The organism is Proteus sp. HMSC14B05 (genome assembly GCF_001808035.1).
In the GTDB taxonomy this organism is placed as follows: Bacteria; Pseudomonadota; Gammaproteobacteria; order Enterobacterales; family Enterobacteriaceae; genus Proteus; species Proteus mirabilis.
The window spans coordinates 1-26,175 of sequence record NZ_KV791986.1 but is presented as its reverse complement, the minus strand read 5'-3'; the positions used below and the strand labels follow the sequence as shown (position 1 = coordinate 26,175).

Sequence of the window (26,175 nt, the reverse complement as noted above, 5' to 3'; positions counted from 1 at the left end):
TTTCAGTAAGAAGCATGTGATTAAGTAAGCAATTAGTTTTCAATATTTGCTTCAATAAACCATAAGAATTTATCTAGATCACGGGATGCTGCGGTAAACATATCAGCAGTATCTTCATCTTCAACTTCATCAATCGCTTTACGAATATCATTAGCGACTACCGCATAGCGATCAGCCAATGCTTTAAGGTGATCTTGCACATCATGAATATCGAGTGGATAGGCTTTTAAAGGTGTTTTTTTACTGACAGTTTGTGGTGTACCAAGGACTGTGCCACCTAATTGTACTAAACGCTCAGCAAACTCATCAGTATGTTCATTGATGGTATCACGGAAACCATCTACCATTTCGTGTACGGCAATAAAGTTTCTACCGCGCATATTCCAGTGTGCTTGTTTGGTAATGAGAGACAAATCGATAAACTGAGTCACCATTTGCTGCAGTAGTTCGATAGTATGCAGTTTAACACTGTCATCAACATTATTACGGGTATAAAGCAGGGCTGAAGGTGTGGATTTGACTAATTTAGCAGTACTCATAATCGTTCTCCCTAAATAATTAATAACTCAATATCTTAATTTCTGTTAATTATGATAGTGGATTATTAATGGTTAGTCTTATCGCTTGCTACTATTAAATTGATAGGGCATTACTAATAAAAATGTCATCTATCGAAATAGCCTATTTAGAATAAGACAATATGCTTAAAATAGCAATGTTAGGGAAGTAAAGTTATTATTTAATAAGTAAAAAGAGATCAACTGATCTCTTTTCATTTAATATTTTATTTATTAATAAGTTAAACTGTATAAATATTTATTCTACTTTTTCAATTTTGGTTTTTCTTTTCATGGTTGCAGTGGAACCAATTGACGCTAACACAATAAATGCCAACGCAACCCATTGTATTAACGTTAAATGTTCATGTAAGAAAATAATACCAATAAAAGCCCCCATACAAGGCTCTAAACTCATCAATGTCCCAAAGGTTTTTGCCGGTAAACGGGTAAGTGCAATCATTTCCAAAGTATAAGGAAAAGCGGTAGATAAAATCGCAATAGCTAATCCAATAGGTAATATAGACCAACTAAAAACTAGCTCAGGGCTACTTTGTAGCATACCAATAGGGAAAAAGATAAAGGCGGCGATAAGTGAGCCAATAGAAACTGTCGCTGCGCCATAGCCTTTTCCTGCACGTTGTCCGAAAACAATATACAGTGCCCAACCGACACCCGCACCTAATGCATATAAAATGCCTAGGGGATCGAGTCCGTGAATATTATCCCCAATCGGCAGTAATAACCCTAATCCAGCAATCACTAAGATTATCCATAAAAAATCGATTGCTCTGCGTGAAGAAAACATCGCTACCGCAAGCGGTCCCGTAAACTCAAGTGCTACTGCAATACCTAATGGAATAGTTTCAAGAGCCAAGTAGAATAAGTAGTTCATTGCCCCTAATGATAAACCATATAAAAATAGTGGCATTATGGCACTACGAGAAAAGCTTAGACGCCATGGTTTAAAAATAAAAAACAGGATCAGAGTACCTAAAAAAAGGCGTAATGCTGTGACTGCGGGGGCGCCAATAACAGGAAACAGGCTTTTTGCCAATGATGCGCCACTTTGTATTGATAGCATAGAAAGAAGCAAAAGAAGCACAGGGTAGAACACCTGTAATTTAGCTGAGTGTCTGGCTGACAACATCCTGAAAAACCTCGTCAAAAGTAAAGCGTTGAGTACTCTGTTATCCTATATAACAAAGGATCACATAATATAAAGTAAATTTGTGATTTTTAATATAGTTATTTATTAATTATTTATTAATAACACAACTTAAATTATTTTAGTTTAGGGATAGTTTAATAATATTAAAATATATTTGGAGAATACAATAAGGATGAATAAAAACAATCAAATTAAATGTGTATTATTAATAAAACAAACAGAGAGATATATTATAAAAGCGATAAAATAATTTTTTTTGACCTTTTTTATAACTGAGGGGTTCAGTATAATTTTTCACTCGTTTTAACTAGCTAAAGAGAATTAAAAATGAATAAAATAAAGTCTATTGCCGTGTATTGTGGTTCAAGTTTAGGCGCTTCACCAATTTATAAACAACAAGCGATTCTTTTTGCTAAAGAGCTGGTTAAACGTAATATCACTTTAGTTTATGGTGGTGCCAGTGTAGGAATTATGGGCACGCTCGCGGATACCGTTTTACAGGAAGGGGGTAAAGTTATTGGTGTGATCCCAACGCTATTAGAAGGGCGTGAAATCTCACATAAAAATCTGACAGAGCTCCATGTCGTTGAAACTATGCACCAACGTAAAAGTAAAATGATTGAACTCGCGGACGGCTTTGTGGCACTGCCGGGGGGTTTTGGCACATTAGAAGAGTTCAGTGAAGTGTTTACTTGGAGCCAAATAGGCCTTCATCAAAAGCCATTAGGTATATTTAATATTAATGATTTTTATCAGCCATTACTGGCTATGATAGATAAAATGGTAGATGAAAAATTCTTACATGAAAAATATCGTCATATGGCGATTGTTGAGCAATCACCTATTCAGTTATTAGATAAATTTGAAAGTTATATTGCCCCTTCGATTAAAACCTACGATAAATAAAGGTAGAGCATGATAACCATAAGAAAAGCTGTACTTTCTGATGTTGAGCAGATTAATACCCTGTATGGCTATTTATTTGCTGAGATGGCGAAATTACAGCCAGAAAGATTAAAACCGGGTAAACAAGATGAAGCATTTATTATTAATGGCATTAAAAATGATAAATTTCATCTGTTAGTGGCTGAGTTAGAACAGAAAATTGTCGGTTTTACTATTGCCCAAATACAAGAGACACCGCTATTTAACTGTTTAGTACAGCGTAAATATGCCTATATTTTTGATATTGTTGTTGACCCTTCTGTTCGTGGACAAGGGGCAGGGGCATTGTTGCTAAATGCCATGAAGGCGTGGGCAAAACAACAAAAAATGACCCACCTAGAGCTTTCAGTATTGGCTGAAAATGCCGATGCTAAACGTTTTTATCAGCGAGAAGGGTTAAAAGAAGTCAGTACCGTGATGGGTATTGCTTTGTAAGTTTCGCTTAATCATGGCAAAAATAAACCCGCTGAGTGCGGGTTTATTAATTATGTTATTCAGCTAAATTGTGGGTTTCCCCGCAATTATCGTACACAATACCCTGACATTTTCAATATCTTCTGCCGATATTTCAAACAAGTTTCTATCTAAGACAATAAAATCGGCGAATTTTCCTACTTCTAATGAACCAATCTGTTTATCCATATCTAGTGCATAAGCGGCATTGATGGTGGCAGCTCGTAATACTTCGATTAAGGTGAGATTGCGATCATTATCTAAACGTGGCTGAGAGGGATCTTTTTGTCGAGTCATGGCAACTTTAAAGTCATACCACTCATTTAATGGATCAATCGGCCAATCACTGCCAAATGCGACAGTCACTCCCGCATCAATAAATTTACCGGCGGTTTCTAGATATTGGCAACGTGCTTTGCCTAACATTTCAAGATCTTTATCAATATTATGTTGCTCTACGCCAGCCCATTGAAAGGAGAGAAAAGGGTAGGTATTTAATTGGGCAAAGCGCGCATAATCTTTTTCACACATTAATTCGTTATGCGCAAGGCCGGGGCGAATATCTTTTTCTGGCAAGGCTTTGCGCATTTCACTAATGGCGTCAAGTGCGACACTAATAGCCCCTTCAGCTACGGTATGAATATGAGGATGATAACCTGCACGGCTAATCTCAGTGACTAATGGCGTCAAGATTTCAGGTGAAAAATAGAGATCGCCAACATGCTCTGAATCTTGCCAATGAGGCGTTTCATCCGTACCGACATTAATACGATAAGGGGCGTGTAAACGGGCTGTCATAATCGGCGCTTGTAATACACCATCAAGAAAAAGCTTAATATGGCGAATAGCGACACTGGGTTGCGCGCCTTGGCTGATTTGATGCCAGTGAGAGAATCGTGTTATTGCTTGTTGTACAGCATGAGGAATAGCTGCAATATCAGCCACATCATCAGGGGTAATTTCAACCGCATTCTCAACACGAACCGTTAATTCACCCGCTTCTCGCAAGGTATTAAAGGCACGTAATTGTGGCTCACCAACACGTGCATCCATGATAGTCGTTACCCCTTGTTGATTGAGCAACTTTTGTACATGGCGTGCGATTTGTAGATTTTGCTCTGCCGTTAAAGGCGGTAGGCTATCAATAGCCTGCATAGCTGGCGCATCTTCAAGAATACCAATAGGTGTTCTATCACCATCACGTTCAATATTGCCATCAGGGGGATCGGGGGTTTCAGCCGTAATATTTAATAATTCTAGTGCGCGGGAATTTGCTAATACGCTATGACAATCACTAGAAAAAAGTAAGATAGGACGAGACGTATTTAAGCTATCAAGGTGATAACGCGTCATTTGTATCCCTTCCGGTTGCATCCCTTCACGATACCATGCTGACACTTTCAACCAAGCTGTATCACTATCGATGGGATCAGCATCAAGATAGCGTTGGATACGCGATAGAATTTCATCGATTGTTAAGGAGAGGTAATCAAGGTGACAACCTGCTAATGTGGCTCCCCCCCAAAATGGATGCATATGAGCATCAATAATGCCGGGCATCACCATTTTCTTCTGTAAATCGATATGCTGTGTTTTTTCATTACAGTAAGCAAGTAAATTCGATTTTGTGCCTGTTGCAATAATAATGCCTTGGGAAACAGCGATAGCTTCGACGAAATTGTTACTATTATCAGCGGTATAGATTAGGCCGTTATAATAGAGTGTGTCTGCAATTTGAAATGTCATTCTTCTACCTTGTATAGCTTTTTTGGCGATGATGGCTAATTTTCGGTACTGATTGGGCATCCTATGAAGTTTTGATGCGGGCGGTCATATTAGAATTAAATGACGCTCAATACTACCTACGTGTTACATTGATTTAACTAACTGTTTTATCAACGGGCGAAAATAATAGGATAAACCGCATAGAATACCACTATATGGAAGAGAATAAGGTAAGCAGAACCGATAGCTACTTACCCTATTAAAATATTAGAAGGGGTCAATTATCGGGTAAATTAGCCGCACATACATCACAGTGTGGATTTTTAGGTAGCTTAAATTCACGAAATTGCATCCGCATAGCGTCAAATATTAATACTTTGCCATGTAAAGTTTCGCCATAACCAGTGAGTAATTTGATGGCTTCAATGGCCTGTAAAGTGCCAATAGTACCCACAACAGGGGCCATAATACCCGCTTCAACACAAGTGAGTGCATTATCACCAAAAAGATGACTTAAACAGCGATAGCAAGGTTCATCATCTTGATAGGTAAAGACGCTAATTTGGCCTTCCATACGAATGGCTGCACCAGATACTAAGGGTTTTTTCTGCATAAAACACAGTCGATTTAGTTGTTCGCGGATAGTGACATTATCTGTGCAATCCATTATCAGATGATGTTGGCTGATTAATTCAGCCAGTGCTTTATCTTCAAGTAGTGCATCAACCGTATCTATCTGTACATGGGGATTAATCGCGTTTAATGTTGTTTTAGCTGATAAAACTTTCGGCTGACCAATGGTGCTATCGCGATGCAGGATCTGGCGTTGAAGATTGGACAGTGAAACGGTATCAAAATCTAATAGTGTCAGTTTGCCAACACCTGCGGCAGTGAGATATTGCGATACACTACAGCCTAATCCCCCAACACCGACAATCAATACAGAAGCACTTTTCAGTGCTTCTTGACCGTCAAAATCAAAGCCCCTTAACACAATTTGGCGATTATAACGCAGCGTTTCTTCATCGGTTAATTCTATACTCATAAACACTATTCGCTTTTTAGCAGAGGATTAAATAGCTCAATAGTGACGGTTTCACCCGCTGCAACTTTACCACGCTCTCGCTCTAAGACGATAAAACAGTTTGCAACACTAAAGGAGCTATATACGTGAGAGCCTTGATGTCCCGATGTGGTTACTTGCCATTCACCATTTTCATTAATACTGGCGATACCGCGTTGGAAATCCAGACGACCGACAGATTTTTTTAATGGTGAACAGGTTTTAGCATGGAAACGCTGTGGTGCTCGCCACTGACTAAAACCAGATAAACGGGCAATTAAAGGCTGTACTAATTGGTAGAATGTCACTGTTGCTGATACAGGATTACCCGGTAATCCGCAGAACCAAGCATTATGTAAGCGACCAAAAGCAAAAGGTTTACCCGGCTTAATGGCTAATTTCCAAAAACCAATCTCGCCTATTTCATCTAAAATTTGTTTAGTATAGTCCGCTTCACCCACAGAAACTCCGCCACTGCTAATCACTAAATCCGCTTGTGCATCAGCGGTTTTAAAGGTTTCTCGCAGTTTTTCTGGCGAATCTGGAATAACGCCTAAATCAAGCACATCACAATCTAGTTTTTCCAACATTAAGCGTACGGCAAAGCGGTTAGTATCATAGATTTGCCCCGCTTTTAATGGTTGGCCAATAGTTTGCAACTCATCACCCGTTGAAAATACGGCCACTTTTAATTTGCGGTAAACATTAATATTGGCAATACCGAGTGAAGCAATAAGAGGTAACTGTGCTGTAGAAAGTTTTGTTCCTGCGGCTAAGACGATATCGTTTTGTTTTATATCCTCACCAATACGACGAATATTTTGTCCAAGCTTGGCCGGATGTGGAAAAAGAATACCGTTGTCAGTCACTTGTGTTTCTTCTTGCATAATAACGGTATCGACACCTGCGGGTATCATGGCTCCGGTCATGATACGAACACATTGTCCTTGTGGTAATTCACCTTCAAAAGGGACTCCAGCAAACGCTTTGCCTGCAATAGGTAAAGGAGATTGAGTGTTTAGATCCGTATAACGTACACCGTAACCATCCATGGCAGAATTATCGAAAGGAGGTACATTGAGTGGTGAAGTGATGTGCTCACTTAAGATATAACCTGCTGCCTTATGCAAAGGGATACTAAGGGTATCTGTGATTGCCACCGGTTTTTCAAGTAATTTTTCTAGCGCCTCATCAAGGGATAACAAACCGCTAACCTGACATTGACTCATTGTATACTCCAAAATCTATCGAAATGTTCTGTTTTATTTCATGATACTAATCTATCACGATGAAGCACATCATGTTAGCGATCATCTCATCAGCAAAAAAAGAAAATATTACTCAACATAAAATGTTAACTATTTAAAACAAAACTGTTAGTTAATGTGTTAATAATATTGTTGTATTTTAAATGTAATAAATAACATCAATACAATGGAGCCTTATGAATACCTCAACCCACCCAAGCCATTCAGCACAAGCCTTTCATATCGCTTTTAGTGGTTTTCTTGCTTTAGTTGTTGCAATGGGGATAGGGCGTTTTACTTTTACGCCTCAAGTACCGCTAATGATTGCGGACACACAACTGACATTAACCAGTGCCAGTATTGTTGCAGCATTTAATTATCTAGGATATTTAGCTGGTTCATATGATGCGATGAAAGCAACTAAAGGTGTGGGCTATCGGCTTTGGGGGGGATTATGGGGAGCGGTGATCATTACACTGCTTAGTGCGGTACTTAATGATGCTTTAACTCATAGTATTGCCCGTTTTTTTATTGGTTGGGCAAGCGGTTGGACATTAGTGCTTGTTGCTTCGTGGGCAAATGAAGTATTAGCCCGTTTAAATCGCCCGGCATTAAGTGTGGCAGTCTATGCAGGAACAGGGGCGGGGATCTTTATTAGTGGCCTTCTTGCGGTATTCATTCTCAAGTGGCAGATGAGTGCGACAACAGGTTGGTTGATTTACGGTGTGTTGGCATTTATTTGTGCAATTTATGTGAGCTATCATTTACCCAAACCTTGGTCAATTAATCGTGAGCAAGTCAAAGTAGAGCCACTTATCTTAACGCCGGCGATGAAAAAATTGATTTGGGGTTATACCTTTGCGGGCTTTGGTTATATTTTACCTGCGACCTTTTTATCTCAAATGGCGACAGAACGTTTTCCCGGTAGCTTAGTAGCTCAATTTGTCTGGCCTATTTTTGGTGCTTCCGCAGCTTTATGTATTGGGATCGCGATACTGACACGTAATGTCCTTAATACACAATTACGATTGGCGATAACACTATGGTTGCAAGCACTGGGGATCATCATTGCCGAATGGCTACCCACAATTACAGGTCTTGCTATTGGCGCATTTTTAGTGGGGGGAGGGTTAATGTGTGCGGTGCAATTGGCATTTTTACGTGGTAAAGAGTTGGCACCTGATCATGCTCGTTATATGGCAGGATTATTAACAACATTTTATGCTATTGGACAGCTAGTTGGGCCTCTGGTTTCCTTCCTTTCAACGGCGTTAACGGGAAGACTAGAGCCGGCATTATATGTCGCCTTTGTGATATTGATCATCGGCGGTATTTTGGTTTGTATGAAAGAAAACAATAAAGGGTAAAACAATAAAAAATGACAAAAAAGCAATAATTTCATAACCAAAAATGCAGTATTGCTGGATAATGTGATTCAGCTCATCTAAAGTGTAACGGTTATCGTTGAATTAGGTAACAGAGACTTAATTAATGTGTTTATCGGAGAGTCCAATGTCATCAACATTAAGTAAAGAGGCGCAATGGGTACATGCCGCGTTAGTGGAGCGTGGTTTGGAAACGCCTCTTCGTGAGCCAAAACTTTCACCCAGTGAGAGTAAACAACAAATTAAACATCACATGACGGAAGTGATGAAATTGTTAAACCTAGATTTGAGTGATGACAGTTTAGCGGAAACGCCACATCGCATTGCGAAAATGTATGTTGATGAAATTTTTTCAGGCTTGGATTATCACAACTTTCCTAAAATCACCCTGATTGAAAATAAAATGCAGGTTGATGAAATGGTCACTGTTCGTGACATCACATTAACCAGTACTTGTGAGCACCATTTTGTCACTATTGATGGTAAAGCAACGGTTGCTTATATTCCTAAAGATAAAGTGATTGGTTTATCAAAAATTAACCGTATTGTGCAGTTCTTCGCACAACGCCCTCAAGTGCAAGAGCGTTTAACGCAACAAATATTGATTGCCTTACAAACGCTATTGGGGACGAAAAACGTTGCTGTCTCTATTGATGCCGTTCACTATTGTGTAAAAGCAAGAGGCATTCGTGATGCAACCAGTGCAACCACCACAACCTCATTAGGTGGACTATTTAAATCTAGCCAAAATACTCGCCAAGAGTTTTTGCGTGCTGTACGCCATCTTTGAGATGAATAAATGGAACAAAATTCACGTCAACGCATCGACGCTTTAGATGCGTTGAGAGGAATAGCGATCCTTGGCATCTTATTACTCAATATCTCAGGTTTTGCCTTATTAAGAGTTGCCTCATTTAATCCTATGCATTCAGGAGAGGCGACTTTTGCGGACAAACTTACTTGGATGGGGCTAAATTTATTTACCCAAGGAAAGTTTCTGTTTATTTTTGCGCTGTTATTTGGCGGAACACTTTATTTATTATCACAGCGCTCTGTTGCTTGGAACGTCTCTCGCCTAATTATTCTGGCATTAATCGGTATTATTCATACCCTATTACTATGGGAAGGGGATATCTTATTTCCTTATAGTATTTGCGGATTATTTGTTCTCTTTTTTATTAAAGCATTACCTATTAAGCGGCAATTTATCCTTGGGCTGCTGCTCTATTTATTTGGCGCGATTATTTTAGCTTTTTTATTTTATTACTATCGTGATTTTGTTGAAATAGTTTGGTATAGCTCTGACTATTCCGCCATGATAGAGACTAATTGGAAAACCGGAAACTATATAAATAGTATCTACTGGCGATTAGATGAACTGAGTGATTTTATTTTTAATTTAGTTCGTCAATATAGTTGGTTTTTAATTGGCGCCATGTTAATGGGGGCGGCGTTAATGGCATCCGGTTGGTTACAACGACGCTATTCACAGTCTCATTATGGTTTGATAGCGGTTTGTTTTTTAGTCATAAGTTTACTTTTCCAAGGGACGCTTGTTATTACCGATTATTATTTAGATTGGCATTATATGTGGTCTGCGGTAGTGGCTCAGCCTATCACCATGGTGATCCAAATTATTCAAAGCTTAGGTTATATTGCTTTACTCTATTGGGCATGGCCTTATATTCAACACAGTTTTATCGCCTATGCTTTACGTTGTGTGGGGAAAATGGCGCTTACCACCTATTTACTACAGAGTATTATTGGCACAACGCTTTTCCAGCGGATGGGGTTATTTAACCAATTTACCTTATTGCAGCTTATGCTATTTGTGATGGCTATTTGGGTGATAAATATTATCTTTGCCGTAACGTGGTTACGCTATTTTTCTCAAGGGCCAATCGAGTGGCTGTGGCGCCACTCGTCAACAGGGTTAGCAAAACGCTTTTAACTGTTTTTGCCATTGTTTAATGGCAAAGCTTCTACCTCTTGTGGTGAAACCGCCGGATAGCCCTTAATATCATCAGGAATATTTTGTACAGCAGGTATTGCTTCTGGTGGACCTAGAAAACGCGGTTCGCGTTTTAATATATAGAGATCGACAACCGCACCTGCTCTGGCTAAAACTTCACGTACACGCACCTTAAACATACTCTTCGGCGAAGCAACAGCAAAACACTGGGCATCAATGCCTTTTTCAAGGGCAATAAATACGGCTCGTTCGCAATGGAAACGCTGAGTGATAATAGTAAAGCCATCTGTTCCAAACACTTCTTTTGTGCGTACTACCGAATCTAAAGTTCTAAATCCAGCAAAATCCATAACGATACGCGATGCCGGTATGCCTGCTTTAATTAAATCTTTACGCATCGTATTGGGTTCATTATAGCTATGCTGTGCATTATCTCCACTGAGTAACAGATATTGCACTTTGCCGCTGTTATAGGCATTAACAGCACCTTGAATACGATATTGATAAAATTGGTTAAGATAGCCTGTGGTGTAATATTTAGCAGTACCTAATACCATGCCTACTTTTTTGGCGGGTAGTTTATCTATATCTTCAAATATATAGGGGCTAGTTTTTACACCTATCCAGCGATCACAAGCAATTAATGCCACCGCAACTAAGATAAAAAGGGTCAAAAAGAGATAAATGAGGCGCTTTAGCATATCCTTGCCTTAATGACTCAGGGTTTTCTAATAGGTTAAAGGCTACTTGAGCACTAATTGGGAAGCAAGAAAAAAGCGCGCTATTAGTGATAATAGTGCGCTTTTCAGAATGAAACCTAATGATTTTAACTCAATTAGAATGACGTTCTCTTGTAAATACGGTATTCAGGCTCCCAATAGTTACGTTCAATCGCTTCTTCTAAAGCAGAATCAGACGTGACTGTTGCAACACCTTGCACCTGTGCTTCTTTGGCAACTTGTTTAGCAATATAACGTGAAACTTGTTGAATATCGGCTAATAAAGGTAATAGTGGGCCATCGCCTTCTTTTGCCATAGGCGAACAATCGGCTAACGCACGGCTTGCAACCATTAACATGGCATCAGTAACACGTTTTGCACCACTTGCAATAACGCCAAGGCCAATACCAGGGAAGATGTATGAGTTATTGCATTGTGCAATAGGATACACTTTCTCTTTATAGGTGACTGGGGCAAATGGACTTCCTGTAGCAACAAGAGCTTGTCCATCAGTCCAATTGATAATATCTTCAGGACGCGCTTCAACACGAGACGTTGGGTTAGAAAGAGGCATCACGGTAGGACGTTCACAATGCTTATGCATTTCACGAATAATCTCTTCAGTGAAAAGTCCTGCTTGACCAGAAACGCCAATCAGAATGGTTGGCTTAGCATTTTTAACCACTTCTAACAGTGAAATTGCATCCGTTTCTGTTTGCCAATCGGCCAGCGTTTCGCTTTTTTGAATAAGCTTACTTTGGAAATCGAGTAAGTTTGGCAGTTTATCCGTTAACAAACCAAAACGGTCAACCATAAAGATACGTGCACGAGCTTGTTCGTCGCTTAGTCCTTCAGACTTCATTTGTGCAATAATTTGCTCTGCAATACCACAACCGGCTGAGCCTGCACCTAAGAAAGCGACAGTTTGATCTTTTAATTGACGCCCCGCAGCACGGCTTGCCGCAATTAGACTACCTAATGTCACAGCGGCAGTACCTTGAATATCATCATTAAAGCAACATAATTCATCACGATAACGATTTAATAACGGCATGGCATTTTTTTGTGCAAAATCTTCAAATTGCAGCAGTACATTTGGCCAACGACGTTTAACGGCTTGAATAAATTCATCGACAAATTCGTTATATTCATCTCCGGTAATACGTGGGTGGCGCCAGCCCATATAAAGTGGGTCATTTAAACGTTGTGGGTTATTGGTGCCAACATCCAGCACAACGGGTAAGGTATAAGCGGGGCTTATTCCACCACAAGCGGTATATAAAGAGAGTTTACCAATAGGAATACCCATACCACCGATACCTTGGTCACCTAAACCAAGGATACGCTCACCATCTGTGACCACAATCACTTTTACGTTTTGTTTGGTGGCGTTTTGTAGCATATCATCAATATTGGCGCGGTTAGGGTAAGAGATAAAAAGTCCACGCGCACGACGGTAAATATCAGAGAAGTGCTCACAAGCTTCACCTACTGTGGGGGTATAAATGATGGGCATCATTTCAGTAAGGTGAGATTCCAACAGACGATAAAATAGCGTTTCATTGGTATCTTGGATATTTCTTAAATAGATGTGTTTATCGTTATCATTTTTAAAATCAAGATATTGACGGTAAGCACGTTCCACCTGCTCTTCAATGGTTTCTACTGCCTCAGGCAGTAAACCATGAAGGTTAAAGGTGCTACGCTCTTCTTCGCTAAAAGCACTACCTTTATTTAACAGGGGAAATTCAAGCAGGATTGGGCCTGCATACGGGATATAGAGAGGACGTTTACTTTCGTGTTCCAGTTCCATGAAAAATACTCTTGTAAGGCAGTTAGTCACATGACAAGTGTAGATCCTACAAAATAATAAAAATATGTACAGCTTATGTTATTTTTTTATGATTTTTCTGCTTAGAAATGAGAGATAGATACAATTGTTATGACTTTTTCTGATAAGCATCAGCAAAAATTTACATGCTGATGCTTTTTTATGAGGACAATTTAACGGTATAAGTTAAAAAATGTTACAAAGTGACACGCTGTATTTGGCGACAACCTAAAGCTGTTAATGTTGCTTGTGTGGCATCCCACTGAGTTAATAGGCTGTCTGCTTTTTCAATTAATATTGCAGACTCAATATCCATAACATTTTCACCCGCCATATTTAATGCGATAAGTGCCGCTTGTAATGGTGGCATACTGGGATTGAATGCGGCATTTTCAGCATAACTGCCTTGAAAGATCTTACCGCTTTTCATCTGTACAGCAATACCACTGTGAGAATGGCTGTAAGGGGCATGACTACGATTTATTGCTTGTAGTGCCTGTTGTGCTAGTTGGCTAGTGTTATCTATTTGATAACCGTGATTAACTTTATCCATCAGTAGGGTAGTGATATTGAGATCTTTAGGGCCAAAGCTATCAGGTAAGTAGTCACCTAAGGTCGCCACTTTTCGGCCTGGGAGATGGATTGCAATATGAGTGCCGCTATTTAGTTCGTTCATAAACTGACGACAATGACCACAAGGGGTATAGTTAACTGTGATGGCAACTAAACGAGACTCACCGCGTAACCAAGCATGTGTAACCGCACTTTGCTCTGCGTGTACTGTTTGTTGTAATGGGGCGCCAGCAAACTCCATATTTGCCCCAAAATAGAAGTGACCGCTTTCACCACGAGCAATGGCACCCACATTAAAATGAGAGATAGGTGTCACAGCACAAGCGGCTGCAACAGGCAGTAATGCGAGGGCTAACTCATCATCATTACATTGTAACTGTGTTTTTAACGCATTAACTTGTTCTGCAGTGAACATTGCCGGAAATTCATCCTGCTCAAGATAAGGCGTAAGTGCTTGTTGTAATTGAGGGGATAAATCTGACCAAATTGCCTGAAAACGAGTATGCATATAGGTGTCTCCCATTAATCTTCTGCTATTGTAAGATTTTAGGCATCTTTACCTACTCTTATATGTGATTAAAATCATATTTTCAATGAAACCATTGCAACTGAATGATTAATTGGGAGATGCATCTCAAATTTATGTAAATTGATTTTAGCATTAGCATAAAAAACCTTCGCTCCGAACGAAGGTTTTTTATGTGTTCTCTTGATTTAGCTAATTAGCTAAAAAGGTGCAAAATAAAAGGAAAAATAAAGGGTGCAGTAAGTGAAGTAATAATACCGCAAGTCATTAATGCTAATGAACTATATGCCCCTTCAATATAATCGATTTCAGCAGCTCTAGCTGTACCCACTGCGTGAGAGACGGTTCCCATCGCTAAACCACGAGAAGCGTGAGTTGGAATACGTAATATTTTAAATAGCGTATGACCAAAAATGGCACCTAAAATACCTACTGCAATAACACATGCAGCACTGATTGCAGGAATACCACCTATGGAATCCGCAACAGCCATTGCGATAGGGGTTGTTACCGATTTAGGCAAAATGGAGGCGGCAATTTCAGGAGTAGCGCCAGCCCATAATGCAATCGCTGTACCACTAGCCATGGCGGCGATACTACCAATAAAGCAGATACTAATTAACGATTTCCATTGTGCGCGTATTTGGTGTAATTGTTGATATAAAGGAATAGCTAAAGCAACAACAGCAGGTTGCAACAAGTCGTTAAGGATACGACTTCCGGCAAAATAATCCTCATAGGCGGTGTGTGTCACTAATAAAATAGGAATAATAACAACAATAGCAATCAATAACGGATTTAAAATAGGCCATTTAAATCGAGCAGCTAGTTTACGAGCTAAGTAGAAAATAATAAGCGTTAGCGGTAATGACCACCAAATATTCATTAATATTAACATTTTTTCTTCTCACTTAACGCTCTGTCGTCGTCTTGTTGTTCTGCTAATTCTACATCCTCTACTTTATCGGGTTTAGCACCGATAATAGGACGTTCACGATGCACGTAATGTGAGCAGTAAGCGACTAGCGCCATCACCGCAAAGGTACTGACAACACAGGCCAGAACAATAGGAAAGAGTTGTTGGCTTAATAAATTATAATAGTTCATTACACCCACCCCGATAGGAATAAAGAGCAATGACATATTTTTCAGTAAAATATTACCACCGGGTTTTACCCAACGTAATGGAATAAGCTGGAAGGCAAGTAAACCAAATAGAATAAGTAGTCCAACAATACTGCCTGGCACCGCGAAAGGTAATAAGGCTGAAATAAGATTACCGGCAAAAAGGCAAAGATAAAGTATAAAAAATGATCGTATATAGTGCCAGATTGTGATCTGCACCCGCTTAGATTTCATAGATATGTGTCCTAAATCAACTGACGTATTTATCATACACCAATTTTCAAAGTGTGCTATGGATCACAATAAAAAAAGAGCGGGGCTCTTTATAGAACCCCGCTTTGTATTTGCATTTTGAATAAAGGTCAGTTTTTATTTCACTTGGTGACCCGGTTTAGCCCCACTATCTGGGCTAAGTAAGAAAATATCTTCACCACCAGGGCCTGCGGCCATCACCATACCTTCTGAAATTCCAAAACGCATTTTGCGAGGTGCTAGGTTTGCAACCATAACAGTTAAGCGACCTTCTAATACTTTCGGATCAGGGTATGCAGAACGAATGCCGGAGAATACTTGGCGTGTTTCTCCCCCTAAGTCCAGTATTAATTTTAGCAACTTATCTGAGCCGTCAACGAAATCAGCCTGTTTAATTTCAGCAATGCGCATATCAATTTTGGCAAAATCATCAAATTTAATGGTTTCTTGAATAGGCGCGTCTGCTAATGGGCCCGTGATTTCTTTGGCTGGCGCAATGGTACTTTTTGAAGCTTCTACCATTGCATTGGCTTTATCCATTTCAATACGATTAAACAATGCTTTAAATTTAGTAATTTCATGGTTTAACAGCGGTTGCGACAGAGCATTCCAAGTTAATTCAGTTTGTAAGAAGGCTTCTGAACGTTTTGTTAAAGAAGGTAGAATTGGTTTTAAATAAGTCATCAGTACACGGAATAAGTTAATTCCCATAGTACAAATAGCTTGCAACTCAGCCTCTTTACCTTCTTGTTTAGCAACCACCCAAGGCGCTTTTTCATCAATATAGCGGTTAGCTTCGTCTGCTAATGCCATAATTTCACGAATGGCTTTACCAAATTCACGGTTTTCAAAACATTGTGCGATGCTTTCTTGCATATCGACGAAATGTTGATATAACTTCGCATCATCAAGGCTTGCCGCTAATTTGCCATCAAAGCGTTTACTGATAAAACCCGCAGTACGGGACGCGAGGTTAACCACCTTGTTGACGATATCGCTGTTTACACGCTGTACAAAGTCTTCTAAGTTTAGGTCAATATCATCAATACGTGATGAAAGTTTTGCCGCATAGTAGTAGCGTAGGCAATCAGCATCAAAGTGATCAAGATAGGCACGTGCCGTAATAAAGGTGCCGCGAGATTTTGACATCTTCGCACCATTGACGGTGACATAGCCATGCACAAATAGGTTGGTTGGTTTACGGTATTCACTACCTTCTAACACTGCCGGCCAGAATAAGCTGTGGAAATAAACGATATCTTTACCGATAAAATGGTATAAGTCAGTTTTGCTCTCTTTGTTCCAGAACTCATCAAAGCTTAAATCACCACGCTTTTCACATAGGTTTAAGAATGAGCCCATATAACCAATAGGGGCGTCTAACCAAACATAGAAATATTTACCCGGCGCATCAGGGATTTCAAAACCGAAATAAGGGGCGTCACGGGTGATATCCCACTGTTGCAGACCGCTGTCAAACCACTCTTGCATCTTATTGGCTACTTGCTCTTGCAATGCACCGGAGCGGATCCACTCTTGCAACATATTGCTAAAGGCTGGGAGATCAAAGAAATAGTGTTCAGTTTCACGCATTACCGGCGTTGAACCCGATACCACAGAGCGAGGATTAATTAATTCTGTCGGGCTATAAGTTGACCCACATACTTCACAGTTATCACCATATTGATCGGGCGCTTTACACTTAGGGCAAGTCCCTTTAACAAAACGATCAGGCAAGAACATGCCTTTTTCTTCATCATAAAGTTGAGAAATCGTTTTACTTTTAATATGACCATTTTTTTTCAGGGCTAGATAAATTTTCGTCGATAATTGACGATTTTCTTCACTGTGTGTGGAGTGATAATTATCGTAGCTGATATTAAAACCGGCAAAATCCTGTTGATGCTCTTTGCTCATCTCTTCAATCATGGCTTCTGGGGTAATACCCAATTGTTGAGCTTTCAGCATAATAGGCGTGCCGTGAGCATCATCAGCGCAGATGAAATGAACTTCTTTGCCGCGCATTCGTTGGTAACGGACCCAGATATCAGCCTGAATGTGTTCAAGGATATGACCGAGATGAATTGAACCGTTAGCATAAGGTAACGCGCAGGTTACCAATAATTTATTCGCGACGTGAGACATAGTAAGGATCTTACTTCCATTAAATTAAAAAAAGGGTCTTTGATGTTAACCTATCCGTCATGATGTCGCTAGGGCAATCATAGAGTTTTTGCAAGAGAAATTTCGCTTGGCAAATTGAGGTAAGGCATTATCGTAGTCATTGACTATCTGATATGATAGGTGCACTCAGATATTTAATGAATAACGAAAATGAGAGGAGCCGGGATGAGTGATAAATCCCCCGAGCAGACCACCCCTGAGATTCTGAAAGAAAAAGTTTCAGGTGTCTTGTCTACTTTTGAACACCCGACATTGAAACGTAATCTGCTTTCCCTAAAAGCATTACATCAGTGTGCGATGATTGATGATGTCCTTCATATCGAATTAGTGATGCCGTTTGTGTGGAAAAAACCTTTCCAACAACTGATTGAAGAAAAAACGGCAGAGCTGCGTAATATGACGGGAGCCAAAGCTGTTGAGTGGAAGCTAAAACATAATATTGCCACACTACGTCGTGCAAACGATCTTCCAGGTATTAATGGCGTACGTAATATTCTGGCGGTGAGTTCAGGTAAAGGCGGGGTGGGTAAATCCAGTACCGCGGTAAACCTTGCTTTAGCGCTAGCACAAGAAGGGGCTAAAGTTGGTATTCTGGATGCGGATATTTATGGCCCATCCATTCCTAATATGTTAGGTACAACCATGGAACGCCCAACTTCACCAGATGGGCAACATATGGCACCTATTATGGCGTATGGTCTAGCATCTAACTCTATCGGTTATTTAGTCACAGACGATAATGCCATGGTATGGCGTGGTCCAATGGCAAGTAAAGCGTTGATGCAAATGCTGCAAGATACGTTATGGCCTGATTTAGACTACCTTGTGATCGATATGCCACCAGGAACGGGTGATATTCAATTGACCTTATCACAAAATATTCCGGTGACTGGCGCCGTTGTTGTTACAACACCACAAGATATTGCGCTGGTGGATGCGATGAAAGGCATTGTCATGTTCAAAAAAGTCAATGTACCCGTATTAGGTATTATTGAGAATATGAGTGCGCATATTTGTAGCAATTGTGGTCATCTTGAGCCTATTTTTGGTACTGGTGGTGCTGAGAAATTAGCCGAAAAATATCATTGCCAATTATTGGGTCAAATTCCACTGCATATCTCTTTACGTGAAGATTTAGATCGCGGACAACCGACGGTGATGCGTGATCCAGAAGGTGAATTCGCTGATATCTATCGTGAAATTGCTTCAACAGTTTCTGCGCAAATGTATTGGGATGGGGATGCTATTCCAACGGAAATTTCTTTCCGCGCGGTATAAGCGGTGAAACAATAATCTATTGATTATTATGGGAAGTCTTTTAGGCTTCCTTTTTTTTATCCGCTGAAATCTGACTATTTTTGATAAAAAACAAAGAGATTTTTGGTTTTACGCTGGAACCAGAAGGATTTCAAAACTATAATCTGCGCGAGCGTAATATTTACATATTATTACGTTATTCCTCTTTTTTATTTCAAACCAGGTTTTTTATTATGGCTGACACAGCACATCAGTGCACAATTGTAGGTATCGCTGGAGCCTCTGCTTCAGGTAAAAGTCTTATTGCCAGTACACTTTACCGTGAATTAAGAGCGCAAGTAGGTGATCATAATATCGGTGTGATACCAGAAGATTGCTATTATCGTGACCAAAGTGATTTAACAATGGAAGAGCGATATAAAGTTAACTACGACCACCCCAATTCGATGGATCACGCACTTTTATACCAACACTTGTGTGAACTAAAAGCCGGAAACGCCATCGAACTCCCTCAATATGATTATGTCGCTCACACCCGTAAATCAGAAACCATTCATTTTAAACCAAAAAAAGTTATTATTATTGAAGGTATTCTGTTATTAACAGATAAACGCTTACGTGAAGAGATGGATTTTTCTATCTTTGTCGATACGCCATTAGATATCTGTTTAATGCGTAGAATTAAACGTGATGTGAATGAACGTGGGCGCAGTCTAGATTCTGTTATTGAACAATATAATAAAACTGTTCGTCCGATGTTCTTCCAGTTTATTGAGCCTTCTAAACAATATGCCGATATTATTGTGCCTAGAGGGGGAAAAAACCGTGTTGCGATCGATATTTTGAAAGCAAAAATCGGACAGTTTTGTGAATAATTGAGTTCATTTGTAGGCAGCTTTCATGCATGATTAACCATGAAACTGCCTGTTTAACTTGAAGAAGGGAAATAAAATGCGATTATGCGACCGTGATATTATTCAGTGGCTTGATGAAGGTAAATTAGTCATTGAACCCCGCCCGCCTGTCGAGCGAATTAACGGCGCAACAGCGGATGTTCGCTTGGGTAACCAGTTTCGTGTTTTCCAAGGACATACTGCGGCTTACATTGACCTCAGTGGCCCCAAAAATGAAGTTAATGAGGCCCTTGAGCGGGTAATGAGTGATGAAATTGTATTACCAGAAGGCGAAGCTTTTTATCTTCATCCCGGAGAGCTTGCCTTGGCGGTTACATTAGAGTCTGTCACATTACCGGATAATGTAGTAGGGTGGTTAGATGGACGCTCATCTTTAGCGCGATTGGGATTAATGGTACACGTCACGGCTCACCGAATTGATCCGGGTTGGCATGGACACATCGTATTAGAATTTTTTAATTCAGGTAAACTGCCATTAGCATTAAGACCGGGTATGGTGATTGGCGCATTAAGTTTTGAACCTATGTCAGGCTCTGCGGATAGGCCTTACAATCGTCGCCAAGATGCGAAATATAAAAATCAACAAGGTGCGGTAGGAAGTCGGATTAGCGAAGATTAATTTTTCATTAACGACTATTATCAACTTTATTAAGCGGGTAACAATATGAAAAGGTTTTTGACAACACTCGCCATTTTGCTTGTAGTGATTTTGGCAGGCTTAACGACATTAGTTTTGCTCATTAACCCTAATGATTTTCGTGGTTATCTTGTTGAACGCGTTGAAAAACAAAGTGGCTATAAATTAACCTTACAAGATGATATGCGTTGGCATGTCTGGCCAAAACTCAGCATTATTAGTGGTAAAATGTCATTAACAGCTCCCGGTGCTGAGCAACCATTGATCACTGCTGATAATATGCGTCTTGATGTGGAATTATGGCCATTACTTTCCCACCAGTTGGAAGTAAAAGAAGTGATGCTAAAAGGCGCAGTGGTTAGACAAACGCCTGAGAGTAAAGCAATACCTAAAATAACCCCGCCTTCTGTTGCCAATGAAGACAGTACTCGTCCGATTATTGAGCCAAAAACAAATCGTTGGCAATTAAATATTGCTAAGGTGAGGATCTCCGATAGTTTGATTATTTGGCAAACCAAAGGGGGAGAGCAACTTAATTTACGCGATATCAATTTATTATTAAAAACGGACGACAAAAAACAAATTAACCTTGAGATGAGCACCAAAATTAATCGTGATCGTCGCGAGTTAATGTTAAATGTTGTTGCTAATGCTGATATGAGTGGCTACCCATATCAAATCAGTGGCAATATCGCTCAATTAGATTATGCATTATCGGGAATAGGACTTCCGGCTCAAGGGATCTCCGGAAATTTAACCTCAGATTTCAATATTAAAAATGATAGTGTAAATGTTATTGCCTTAAATAATTTAAATATGACGGCAAATGAGAGTCAGCTACAAGGTAGCATCACGGCTGAATTGGCTAAAAAGAACCGCTATCAAGTGGAATTAACTGGGGACACTTTAAATTTAAATACCCTATTACCTGAGTTAGCACAGCCTAATTCATCTGAAACAGCATCGTTAACCTTGGCAAATACCCCGTCGAGATCATTCTCATTCTTTAGCCATGCTCAGGCTGCACCATCACCCAATGCAACTATTATGGCTCGTCCGGTTATTACCTCCGCGACAATTGAAAACAAAGCGTATGATTTAACCCACTGGGGTGATATTGAATTTAGCTTAAACTTAGCGCTCAATAAGTTATTGTATAAAGAATTAGAAATAAACAATGTTAAATTAACCGCATTAAATAACCCCAAATCATTAAATATTGATAGGTTAGAAGGGCAGATCCTAAACGGAAATTTCTCACTGCCTACGGTGATTTCTACTAGCATTGTGCCAGCGCATATTAGTATGAATGTCACAATGAATAATATCCCTTTGCAACCTTTATTACGCGTCTTTGATCAGCCAGAAAATTTCAGCGGTTTAATTTCTGCGAAAGGGCATCTAGAAGGTGCCGGATATAATCGCAACGCGTTTCTTAATAGTTGGCAGGGTACACTGGATACGTCATTAAGCGAATTTAAAATGCTAGGATTAAATATTCCACAAGTGATCCAGCAATCTATTGCACAAACAACCGATCAAGTGGTTTATCCTGAAGATATTGAGAACTATACCAAAGCCGATAGTGTGATTGCCCAGTTTAAACTAGCGCCTAAAGGCCGAGTGACGTTAAATCAGTTAGATGCTCAAGCAAGTGCTTATCAGATCAGCGGGCAAGGTCAATTAGATCTACAACGTCATAATCTAGATGTGATGCTGATGGTTAATATCAAAAAAGGTTGGGGCAAAGAGAATGAATTTATTCGCCAACTGGCCAAAATAGATATTCCATTAAGATTGTATGGTAATTGGAATGCTATCCAATATGAGTTTAACGTTGAAAAATTACTACGTGATCAATTACAGCAAAAAGCAAAACAGGCCATAGATAATTGGTTAAATAAGCAAGATGATAGCCCCGAAGTTAAAGCGCTTAATCAATTATTGAAAAAAATATAATTTTTAAAGTTGTTAACAAGGTGGAATAAAATTTTATTCCACCTTGTTTTGTTTTTTGGCTAATAAATTGATTTTATTAATTTATGATTAATAACCCCTTCTCTTATATTAAACAATATCTGTGGAACACAGATGCTGCATTACGTTTCTTATCCCCGTTCCCCGTTCCCCGTTCCCTGTCACCGTTAACAGAAAATGGATAAAATGATTAAATTATGCTCATAGTGCATTATGTTTATCATTTAATTCAGTTTTTGCCTAAAAAATACTCATTCGTACTGTTTACATGTAAAAAAATAGTCGTTTTTTTTGATATATGTCATACACTGCAACGTTGCCTTTGGGCAGAGTGTGTCCATTGCACTAAATGCAAAAAAATGATGATAAAAACAAAAAGCTTCATTTTATAAATAACTATCGTAGACAGGAACTATACATGATTGAAATTCTTATCGGCGCCCTCGTCGCTGTGGGTGTTGGGCGTTACATTGTTAAGGGATATTCGCCAACAGGTGTGCTACTTACTGGTGGGCTATTATTGCTTATCATCAGTGTGATTATGGGCAAATCAGTATTACCAGCCAGTGTCACAAGTACCGGTTATCGCTTAATCGATATTGTTGAGTATGTAAAAAATCTACTTATGAGCCGTGGTGGTGATCTGGGGATGATGATCATGGTGCTATGTGGGTTTGCTTCTTATATGACTCATATTGGTGCCAATGACGTGGTCGTGAAACTTGCCTCACGCCCATTAAAAATGATCAACTCACCTTATCTTTTAATGGTAGCGGCTTATATTGTTGCATGTTTAATGTCATTAGCTGTTTCATCCGCAACAGGTCTTGGTGTGTTATTGATGGCGACCTTATTCCCAGTGATGGTCAATATGGGAATTAGTCGTGGTGCAGCGGCGGCTATCTGTGCTTCACCTGCATCAATTATTTTAGCGCCAACCTCTGGTGACGTGATTTTAGCGGCACAAGCTTCTGAAATGCCACTTATTGATTTTGCGTTTAAAACAACACTGCCTATCTCTATTGCCGCAATTCTTGGGATGTGTATTGCTCACTTTTTCTGGCAACGTTATCTTGATCGTAAAGAGCATATCGAAACAGAGATGTTAGATGTGAACGAAATCAAAACTCACGCCCCTAATTTCTATGCGATTTTACCTTTCACACCTATTATTGGTGTATTAGTTTTTGATGGTAAATGGTTACCAGAGCTTCATATTGTTGCCATTATTATTCTTTGCATGATGTTATCTGCGGTTATTGAATTTATCCGTAGCTTTAGTGCTAAAGAAGTTTTTGCCGGTTTAGAAGTTGCTTACCGTGGTATGGCTGATGCATTTGCCCAAGTGGTAATGTTATTAGTTGCCGCAGGGGTTTTTGCGCAAGGTTTAACAACGGTTGGCTTTATTCACGCGTTAATTGATGGTGCACAATCATTAGGCTCAGGGGCAATTGTTATGATGATTGCATTAGTCTTAATTACCATGCTCGCGGCAATGACAACCGGCTCAGGGAATGCGCCTTTCTATGCTTTCGTTGAATTAATTCCGCGCTTAGCAAGTAATATGGGTGTGAATCCTGCTTACTTAACTATTCCGATGTTACAAGCATCAAACTTAGGACGGACTTTATCACCTGTATCGGGTGTGGTGGTTGCTGTATCAGGAATGGCAAAAATTTCACCTTTTGAAGTGATGAAACGCGTTTCTGTGCCAGTATTGGTCGGGCTTGTGATTGTGATTGTTGCAACGGAAATACTGGTACCCAGCACATTAGGTTGATCATCAATAAATTATTGAAATAAAGTTAGCTTTATCTACTTTATTTTTCATTCTATTGACGGGCTTTGTTATGCATAGACAAAGCCCGTTTTTTATTAAGCACCATTTTCAGATAAAAAATATCCGCCTTAGAGACGGATATTTGGTTATTTAATAGAAATTAAGCTTCGTCGACGTTTTCTTCGTCTTCAGGTGTTGGTTCAACAATACGTACTTTATTAATACGGTGATTGTGTACATCTAATGGTTCAAATTCAATACCATCAATAACCACTTTTTCACCGACGGCAGGAACGCGTTGTAAATGTTCCATCAATAAGCCAGCCAAGGTTTCATACTCACGTTTTTCATCCAACTTAATGGGAATATAAAGCACTAAGTCTTCCAGCGGTGTAAAACCATTGACAGTCCATGAGCCATCTTCATTTTGTACTAAGTCGTGACGAGAGTCATTTTCCTCTGTACTTACTGGTAAATTACCGGCGATGGTTTCCATTACATCGGTTAAGGTAACAATGCCTTCGACAGAGCCAAACTCATCAACCACAAAGGCAAAGTGAGTATGAGCATTACGGAATTGTTCTAATGCCTGTAATAGTGATAACCCCTCAGGGAAGATTAAGGGTTGTGTAATTAATAAACGCAAATCTAATGGTTCATTACGTAACTGTTGATTTAATAATTGAATAACATTTACCACGCCAATAGGTTCGTCGCTATTTTCTTCGTCGGTAATAACGAGACGAGAATGGGGATCTTCTTCTAGTAATTGGCGAATATCATCTTGGGTGGCTTTTAGATCAACATATTCAACATCATGGCGTGAAGTCATAATACTATTGACGTTTCGCTGGCTTAAACCCAGAACGCGCACAATCATTTGGCGCTCTTGAGGATCAAACACCTCTTCTGTATTAGCAACTAAATCAGAAGTGTGAGGGTCAAGTTCAGAGGCTTCTGGTTTACCATTAATAATGCGCAATACCGCTTCCGCTGTACGTTCACGCAAAGAGCGAGAAGCTGATAAGAAGCGTCGGCGGTTAAACTGTGCGAGTTGGTTAAATATCTCTATCATAATAGAGAAACCAATGGCAGCGTATAAATAGCCTTTAGGTATTGGATAGCCAAACCCTTCTGCAACTAAGGCAAAACCAATCATCAATAAGAAGCTTAAACATAAAATAACAATAGTTGGATGATTATTGACAAATGTGGTTAATGGCTTACTTGCGAGGATCATCAAGAACATCGCAATAGTTACAGCAGCAATCATAACGCCGAGATGGTCAACCATCCCTACCGCAGTGATAACAGAGTCTAGAGAGAATACAGCATCTAGTACAATAATTTGCGCAACAACAGACCAAAAACTCGTGGTTTTACGTTGTTTTCCCTCGCTATGATCTTTACCTTCTAGCCGTTCATTAAGCTCCATTGTGGCTTTGAAAAGTAAGAATATCCCTCCGAGGAGCATGATTAAGTCTCTGGCACTGAAAGGATGATCAAACAGTGTGATAAGAGGTTTGGTTAGGGTGATAAGCCAAGAGAGACTAAATAGCAGTACAATCCGCATAATAAGAGCACACAATAATCCTGTGATACGTGCTTTATCTCTTAATTTTGCTGGGAGTTTATCTGCTAGAATAGCAATAAAAACAAGGTTATCAATACCAAGTACGATTTCGAGAACAATAAGGGTGGAAAGACCTACCCATATCGTCGGATCTACGATCCATTCCATACAGTTTGTTTTACCTTCTATAAAGACGGCATATGCCGACTTGGGAATAATGAGCAATTTAGCGGAATTTTTCAATAAATTATTATTGATAGTGGCAGAATAATTTCATTTTATCCAAAGCACCGTAAAACCCCGTCCTT

The 26,175-nt window shown here is 39.6% G+C and carries 22 protein-coding genes; 10 read left to right on the top strand and 12 right to left on the bottom strand.

The genetic code is table 11. The features are described from left to right. Nucleotides 1-32 precede the first annotated feature (32 nt). Together dps and rhtA are read right to left on the bottom strand one after the other, a co-directional pair. Entirely contained in the window at nt 33-539 is a 507-nt protein-coding gene (dps, locus tag HMPREF3129_RS08790) for a DNA starvation/stationary phase protection protein Dps (protein ID WP_004244496.1), read from the bottom strand. Nucleotides 540-816: 277 nt separating this feature from the next. Continuing rightward, nucleotides 817-1,707, bottom strand: coding sequence for a threonine/homoserine exporter RhtA (rhtA, locus tag HMPREF3129_RS08785; RefSeq protein WP_004244497.1), 891 nt, complete (start codon nt 1,705-1,707; stop codon nt 817-819). A 348-nt stretch (nt 1,708-2,055) separates the two neighbouring features. Here rhtA and HMPREF3129_RS08780 point away from each other — a divergent pair, with 348 nt between their 5' ends. Together HMPREF3129_RS08780 and HMPREF3129_RS08775 are read left to right on the top strand one after the other, a co-directional pair. Further along, a complete protein-coding gene (locus HMPREF3129_RS08780; RefSeq protein ID WP_004244498.1) occupies nt 2,056-2,634 on the top strand; it encodes an LOG family protein in 579 nt (192 codons plus the stop codon). Between the two features lie 9 nt (nt 2,635-2,643). Continuing rightward, entirely contained in the window at nt 2,644-3,108 is a 465-nt protein-coding gene (locus tag HMPREF3129_RS08775) for a GNAT family N-acetyltransferase (protein WP_004244499.1), read from the top strand. 63 nt (nt 3,109-3,171) lie between these two features. Here the strand turns inward: HMPREF3129_RS08775 and HMPREF3129_RS08770 are convergent, their stop codons facing one another. The 3 genes from HMPREF3129_RS08770 to moeA all read right to left on the bottom strand — a co-directional run bounded on the left by HMPREF3129_RS08770 (nt 3,172) and on the right by moeA (nt 7,143). Then, nucleotides 3,172-4,872 carry an amidohydrolase gene (locus HMPREF3129_RS08770; RefSeq protein ID WP_004247580.1) on the bottom strand — a complete coding sequence of 567 codons (1,701 nt, stop codon included), beginning with the start codon at nt 4,870-4,872 and terminating at the stop codon, nt 3,172-3,174. 256 nt (nt 4,873-5,128) lie between these two features. Further along, nucleotides 5,129-5,896 (bottom strand): molybdopterin-synthase adenylyltransferase MoeB, encoded by a 768-nt coding sequence (moeB, locus tag HMPREF3129_RS08765; protein ID WP_036920003.1) that lies wholly within the window; start codon nt 5,894-5,896, stop codon nt 5,129-5,131. Between the two features lie 5 nt (nt 5,897-5,901). Next, on the bottom strand, nt 5,902-7,143 hold the full coding sequence (gene moeA, locus HMPREF3129_RS08760) for a molybdopterin molybdotransferase MoeA (RefSeq protein ID WP_004252107.1): 1,242 nt from the start codon (nt 7,141-7,143) through the stop codon (nt 5,902-5,904). Nucleotides 7,144-7,358: 215 nt separating this feature from the next. Between moeA and HMPREF3129_RS08755 the strand changes: the two genes are divergently transcribed. The 3 genes from HMPREF3129_RS08755 (at nt 7,359) to yeiB (ending at nt 10,497) form a co-directional block, all read left to right on the top strand. Next, on the top strand, nt 7,359-8,528 hold the full coding sequence (locus HMPREF3129_RS08755; RefSeq protein ID WP_004244503.1) for a YbfB/YjiJ family MFS transporter: 1,170 nt from the start codon (nt 7,359-7,361) through the stop codon (nt 8,526-8,528). 145 nt (nt 8,529-8,673) lie between these two features. Further along, a complete protein-coding gene (folE, locus tag HMPREF3129_RS08750; RefSeq protein ID WP_004244504.1) occupies nt 8,674-9,336 on the top strand; it encodes a GTP cyclohydrolase I FolE in 663 nt (220 codons plus the stop codon). A 9-nt stretch (nt 9,337-9,345) separates the two neighbouring features. Next, nucleotides 9,346-10,497, top strand: a complete 1,152-nt coding sequence (gene yeiB / locus HMPREF3129_RS08745) for a DUF418 domain-containing protein YeiB (protein WP_036920004.1) — start codon at nt 9,346-9,348, stop codon at nt 10,495-10,497. Here yeiB and sanA read toward each other — a convergent pair. The 6 genes from sanA to metG form a co-directional block, all read right to left on the bottom strand. Continuing rightward, complete coding sequence (gene sanA, locus HMPREF3129_RS08740; RefSeq protein ID WP_004244506.1) at nt 10,494-11,219, bottom strand: outer membrane permeability protein SanA; 726 nt, start codon at nt 11,217-11,219, stop codon at nt 10,494-10,496. The genes yeiB and sanA overlap by 4 nt on opposite strands. Before the next feature lie 134 nt (nt 11,220-11,353). Further along, nucleotides 11,354-13,051 carry an NAD-dependent malic enzyme gene (locus tag HMPREF3129_RS08735; protein ID WP_004244507.1) on the bottom strand — a complete coding sequence of 566 codons (1,698 nt, stop codon included), beginning with the start codon at nt 13,049-13,051 and terminating at the stop codon, nt 11,354-11,356. 214 nt (nt 13,052-13,265) lie between these two features. Further along, complete coding sequence (gene cdd, locus HMPREF3129_RS08730) at nt 13,266-14,150, bottom strand: cytidine deaminase (RefSeq protein ID WP_004247586.1); 885 nt, start codon at nt 14,148-14,150, stop codon at nt 13,266-13,268. Between the two features lie 214 nt (nt 14,151-14,364). Beyond that, nucleotides 14,365-15,066, bottom strand: coding sequence for a CidB/LrgB family autolysis modulator (locus HMPREF3129_RS08725; protein WP_004247587.1), 702 nt, complete (start codon nt 15,064-15,066; stop codon nt 14,365-14,367). Continuing rightward, nucleotides 15,060-15,527 (bottom strand): CidA/LrgA family protein, encoded by a 468-nt coding sequence (locus HMPREF3129_RS08720; RefSeq protein WP_004247588.1) that lies wholly within the window; start codon nt 15,525-15,527, stop codon nt 15,060-15,062. Before HMPREF3129_RS08720 ends, HMPREF3129_RS08725 begins: the two co-directional genes overlap by 7 nt. 135 nt (nt 15,528-15,662) lie before the next feature. Continuing rightward, entirely contained in the window at nt 15,663-17,690 is a 2,028-nt protein-coding gene (gene metG, locus HMPREF3129_RS08715; protein ID WP_036920005.1) for a methionine--tRNA ligase, read from the bottom strand. A 204-nt stretch (nt 17,691-17,894) separates the two neighbouring features. On the opposite strand from metG, the gene apbC reads away from it, so the two are divergent. The 5 genes from apbC (at nt 17,895) to dcuC (ending at nt 24,294) form a co-directional block, all read left to right on the top strand. Then, a complete protein-coding gene (apbC, locus tag HMPREF3129_RS08710) occupies nt 17,895-19,007 on the top strand; it encodes an iron-sulfur cluster carrier protein ApbC (protein WP_004247590.1) in 1,113 nt (370 codons plus the stop codon). Between the two features lie 212 nt (nt 19,008-19,219). Next, nucleotides 19,220-19,861: a uridine kinase gene (gene udk / locus HMPREF3129_RS08705; RefSeq protein ID WP_004247591.1), complete on the top strand. Its 642-nt coding sequence runs from the start codon at nt 19,220-19,222 to the stop codon at nt 19,859-19,861. Between the two features lie 76 nt (nt 19,862-19,937). Beyond that, nucleotides 19,938-20,519, top strand: coding sequence for a dCTP deaminase (gene dcd, locus HMPREF3129_RS08700; protein WP_004244515.1), 582 nt, complete (start codon nt 19,938-19,940; stop codon nt 20,517-20,519). Nucleotides 20,520-20,564: 45 nt separating this feature from the next. After that, nucleotides 20,565-22,496 carry an outer membrane assembly protein AsmA gene (gene asmA / locus HMPREF3129_RS08695; RefSeq protein WP_004247592.1) on the top strand — a complete coding sequence of 644 codons (1,932 nt, stop codon included), beginning with the start codon at nt 20,565-20,567 and terminating at the stop codon, nt 22,494-22,496. Nucleotides 22,497-22,932: 436 nt separating this feature from the next. Further along, the gene (gene dcuC / locus HMPREF3129_RS08690) at nt 22,933-24,294 is read left to right on the top strand and encodes an anaerobic C4-dicarboxylate transporter DcuC (RefSeq protein ID WP_004247593.1); all 1,362 of its coding nucleotides are present in this window, start codon (nt 22,933-22,935) and stop codon (nt 24,292-24,294) included. A gap of 160 nt (nt 24,295-24,454) precedes the next feature. Here the strand turns inward: dcuC and HMPREF3129_RS08685 are convergent, their stop codons facing one another. Continuing rightward, on the bottom strand, nt 24,455-26,035 hold the full coding sequence (locus HMPREF3129_RS08685) for a TerC family protein (RefSeq protein ID WP_036920006.1): 1,581 nt from the start codon (nt 26,033-26,035) through the stop codon (nt 24,455-24,457). Between the last annotated feature and the right edge of the window lie 140 nt (nt 26,036-26,175).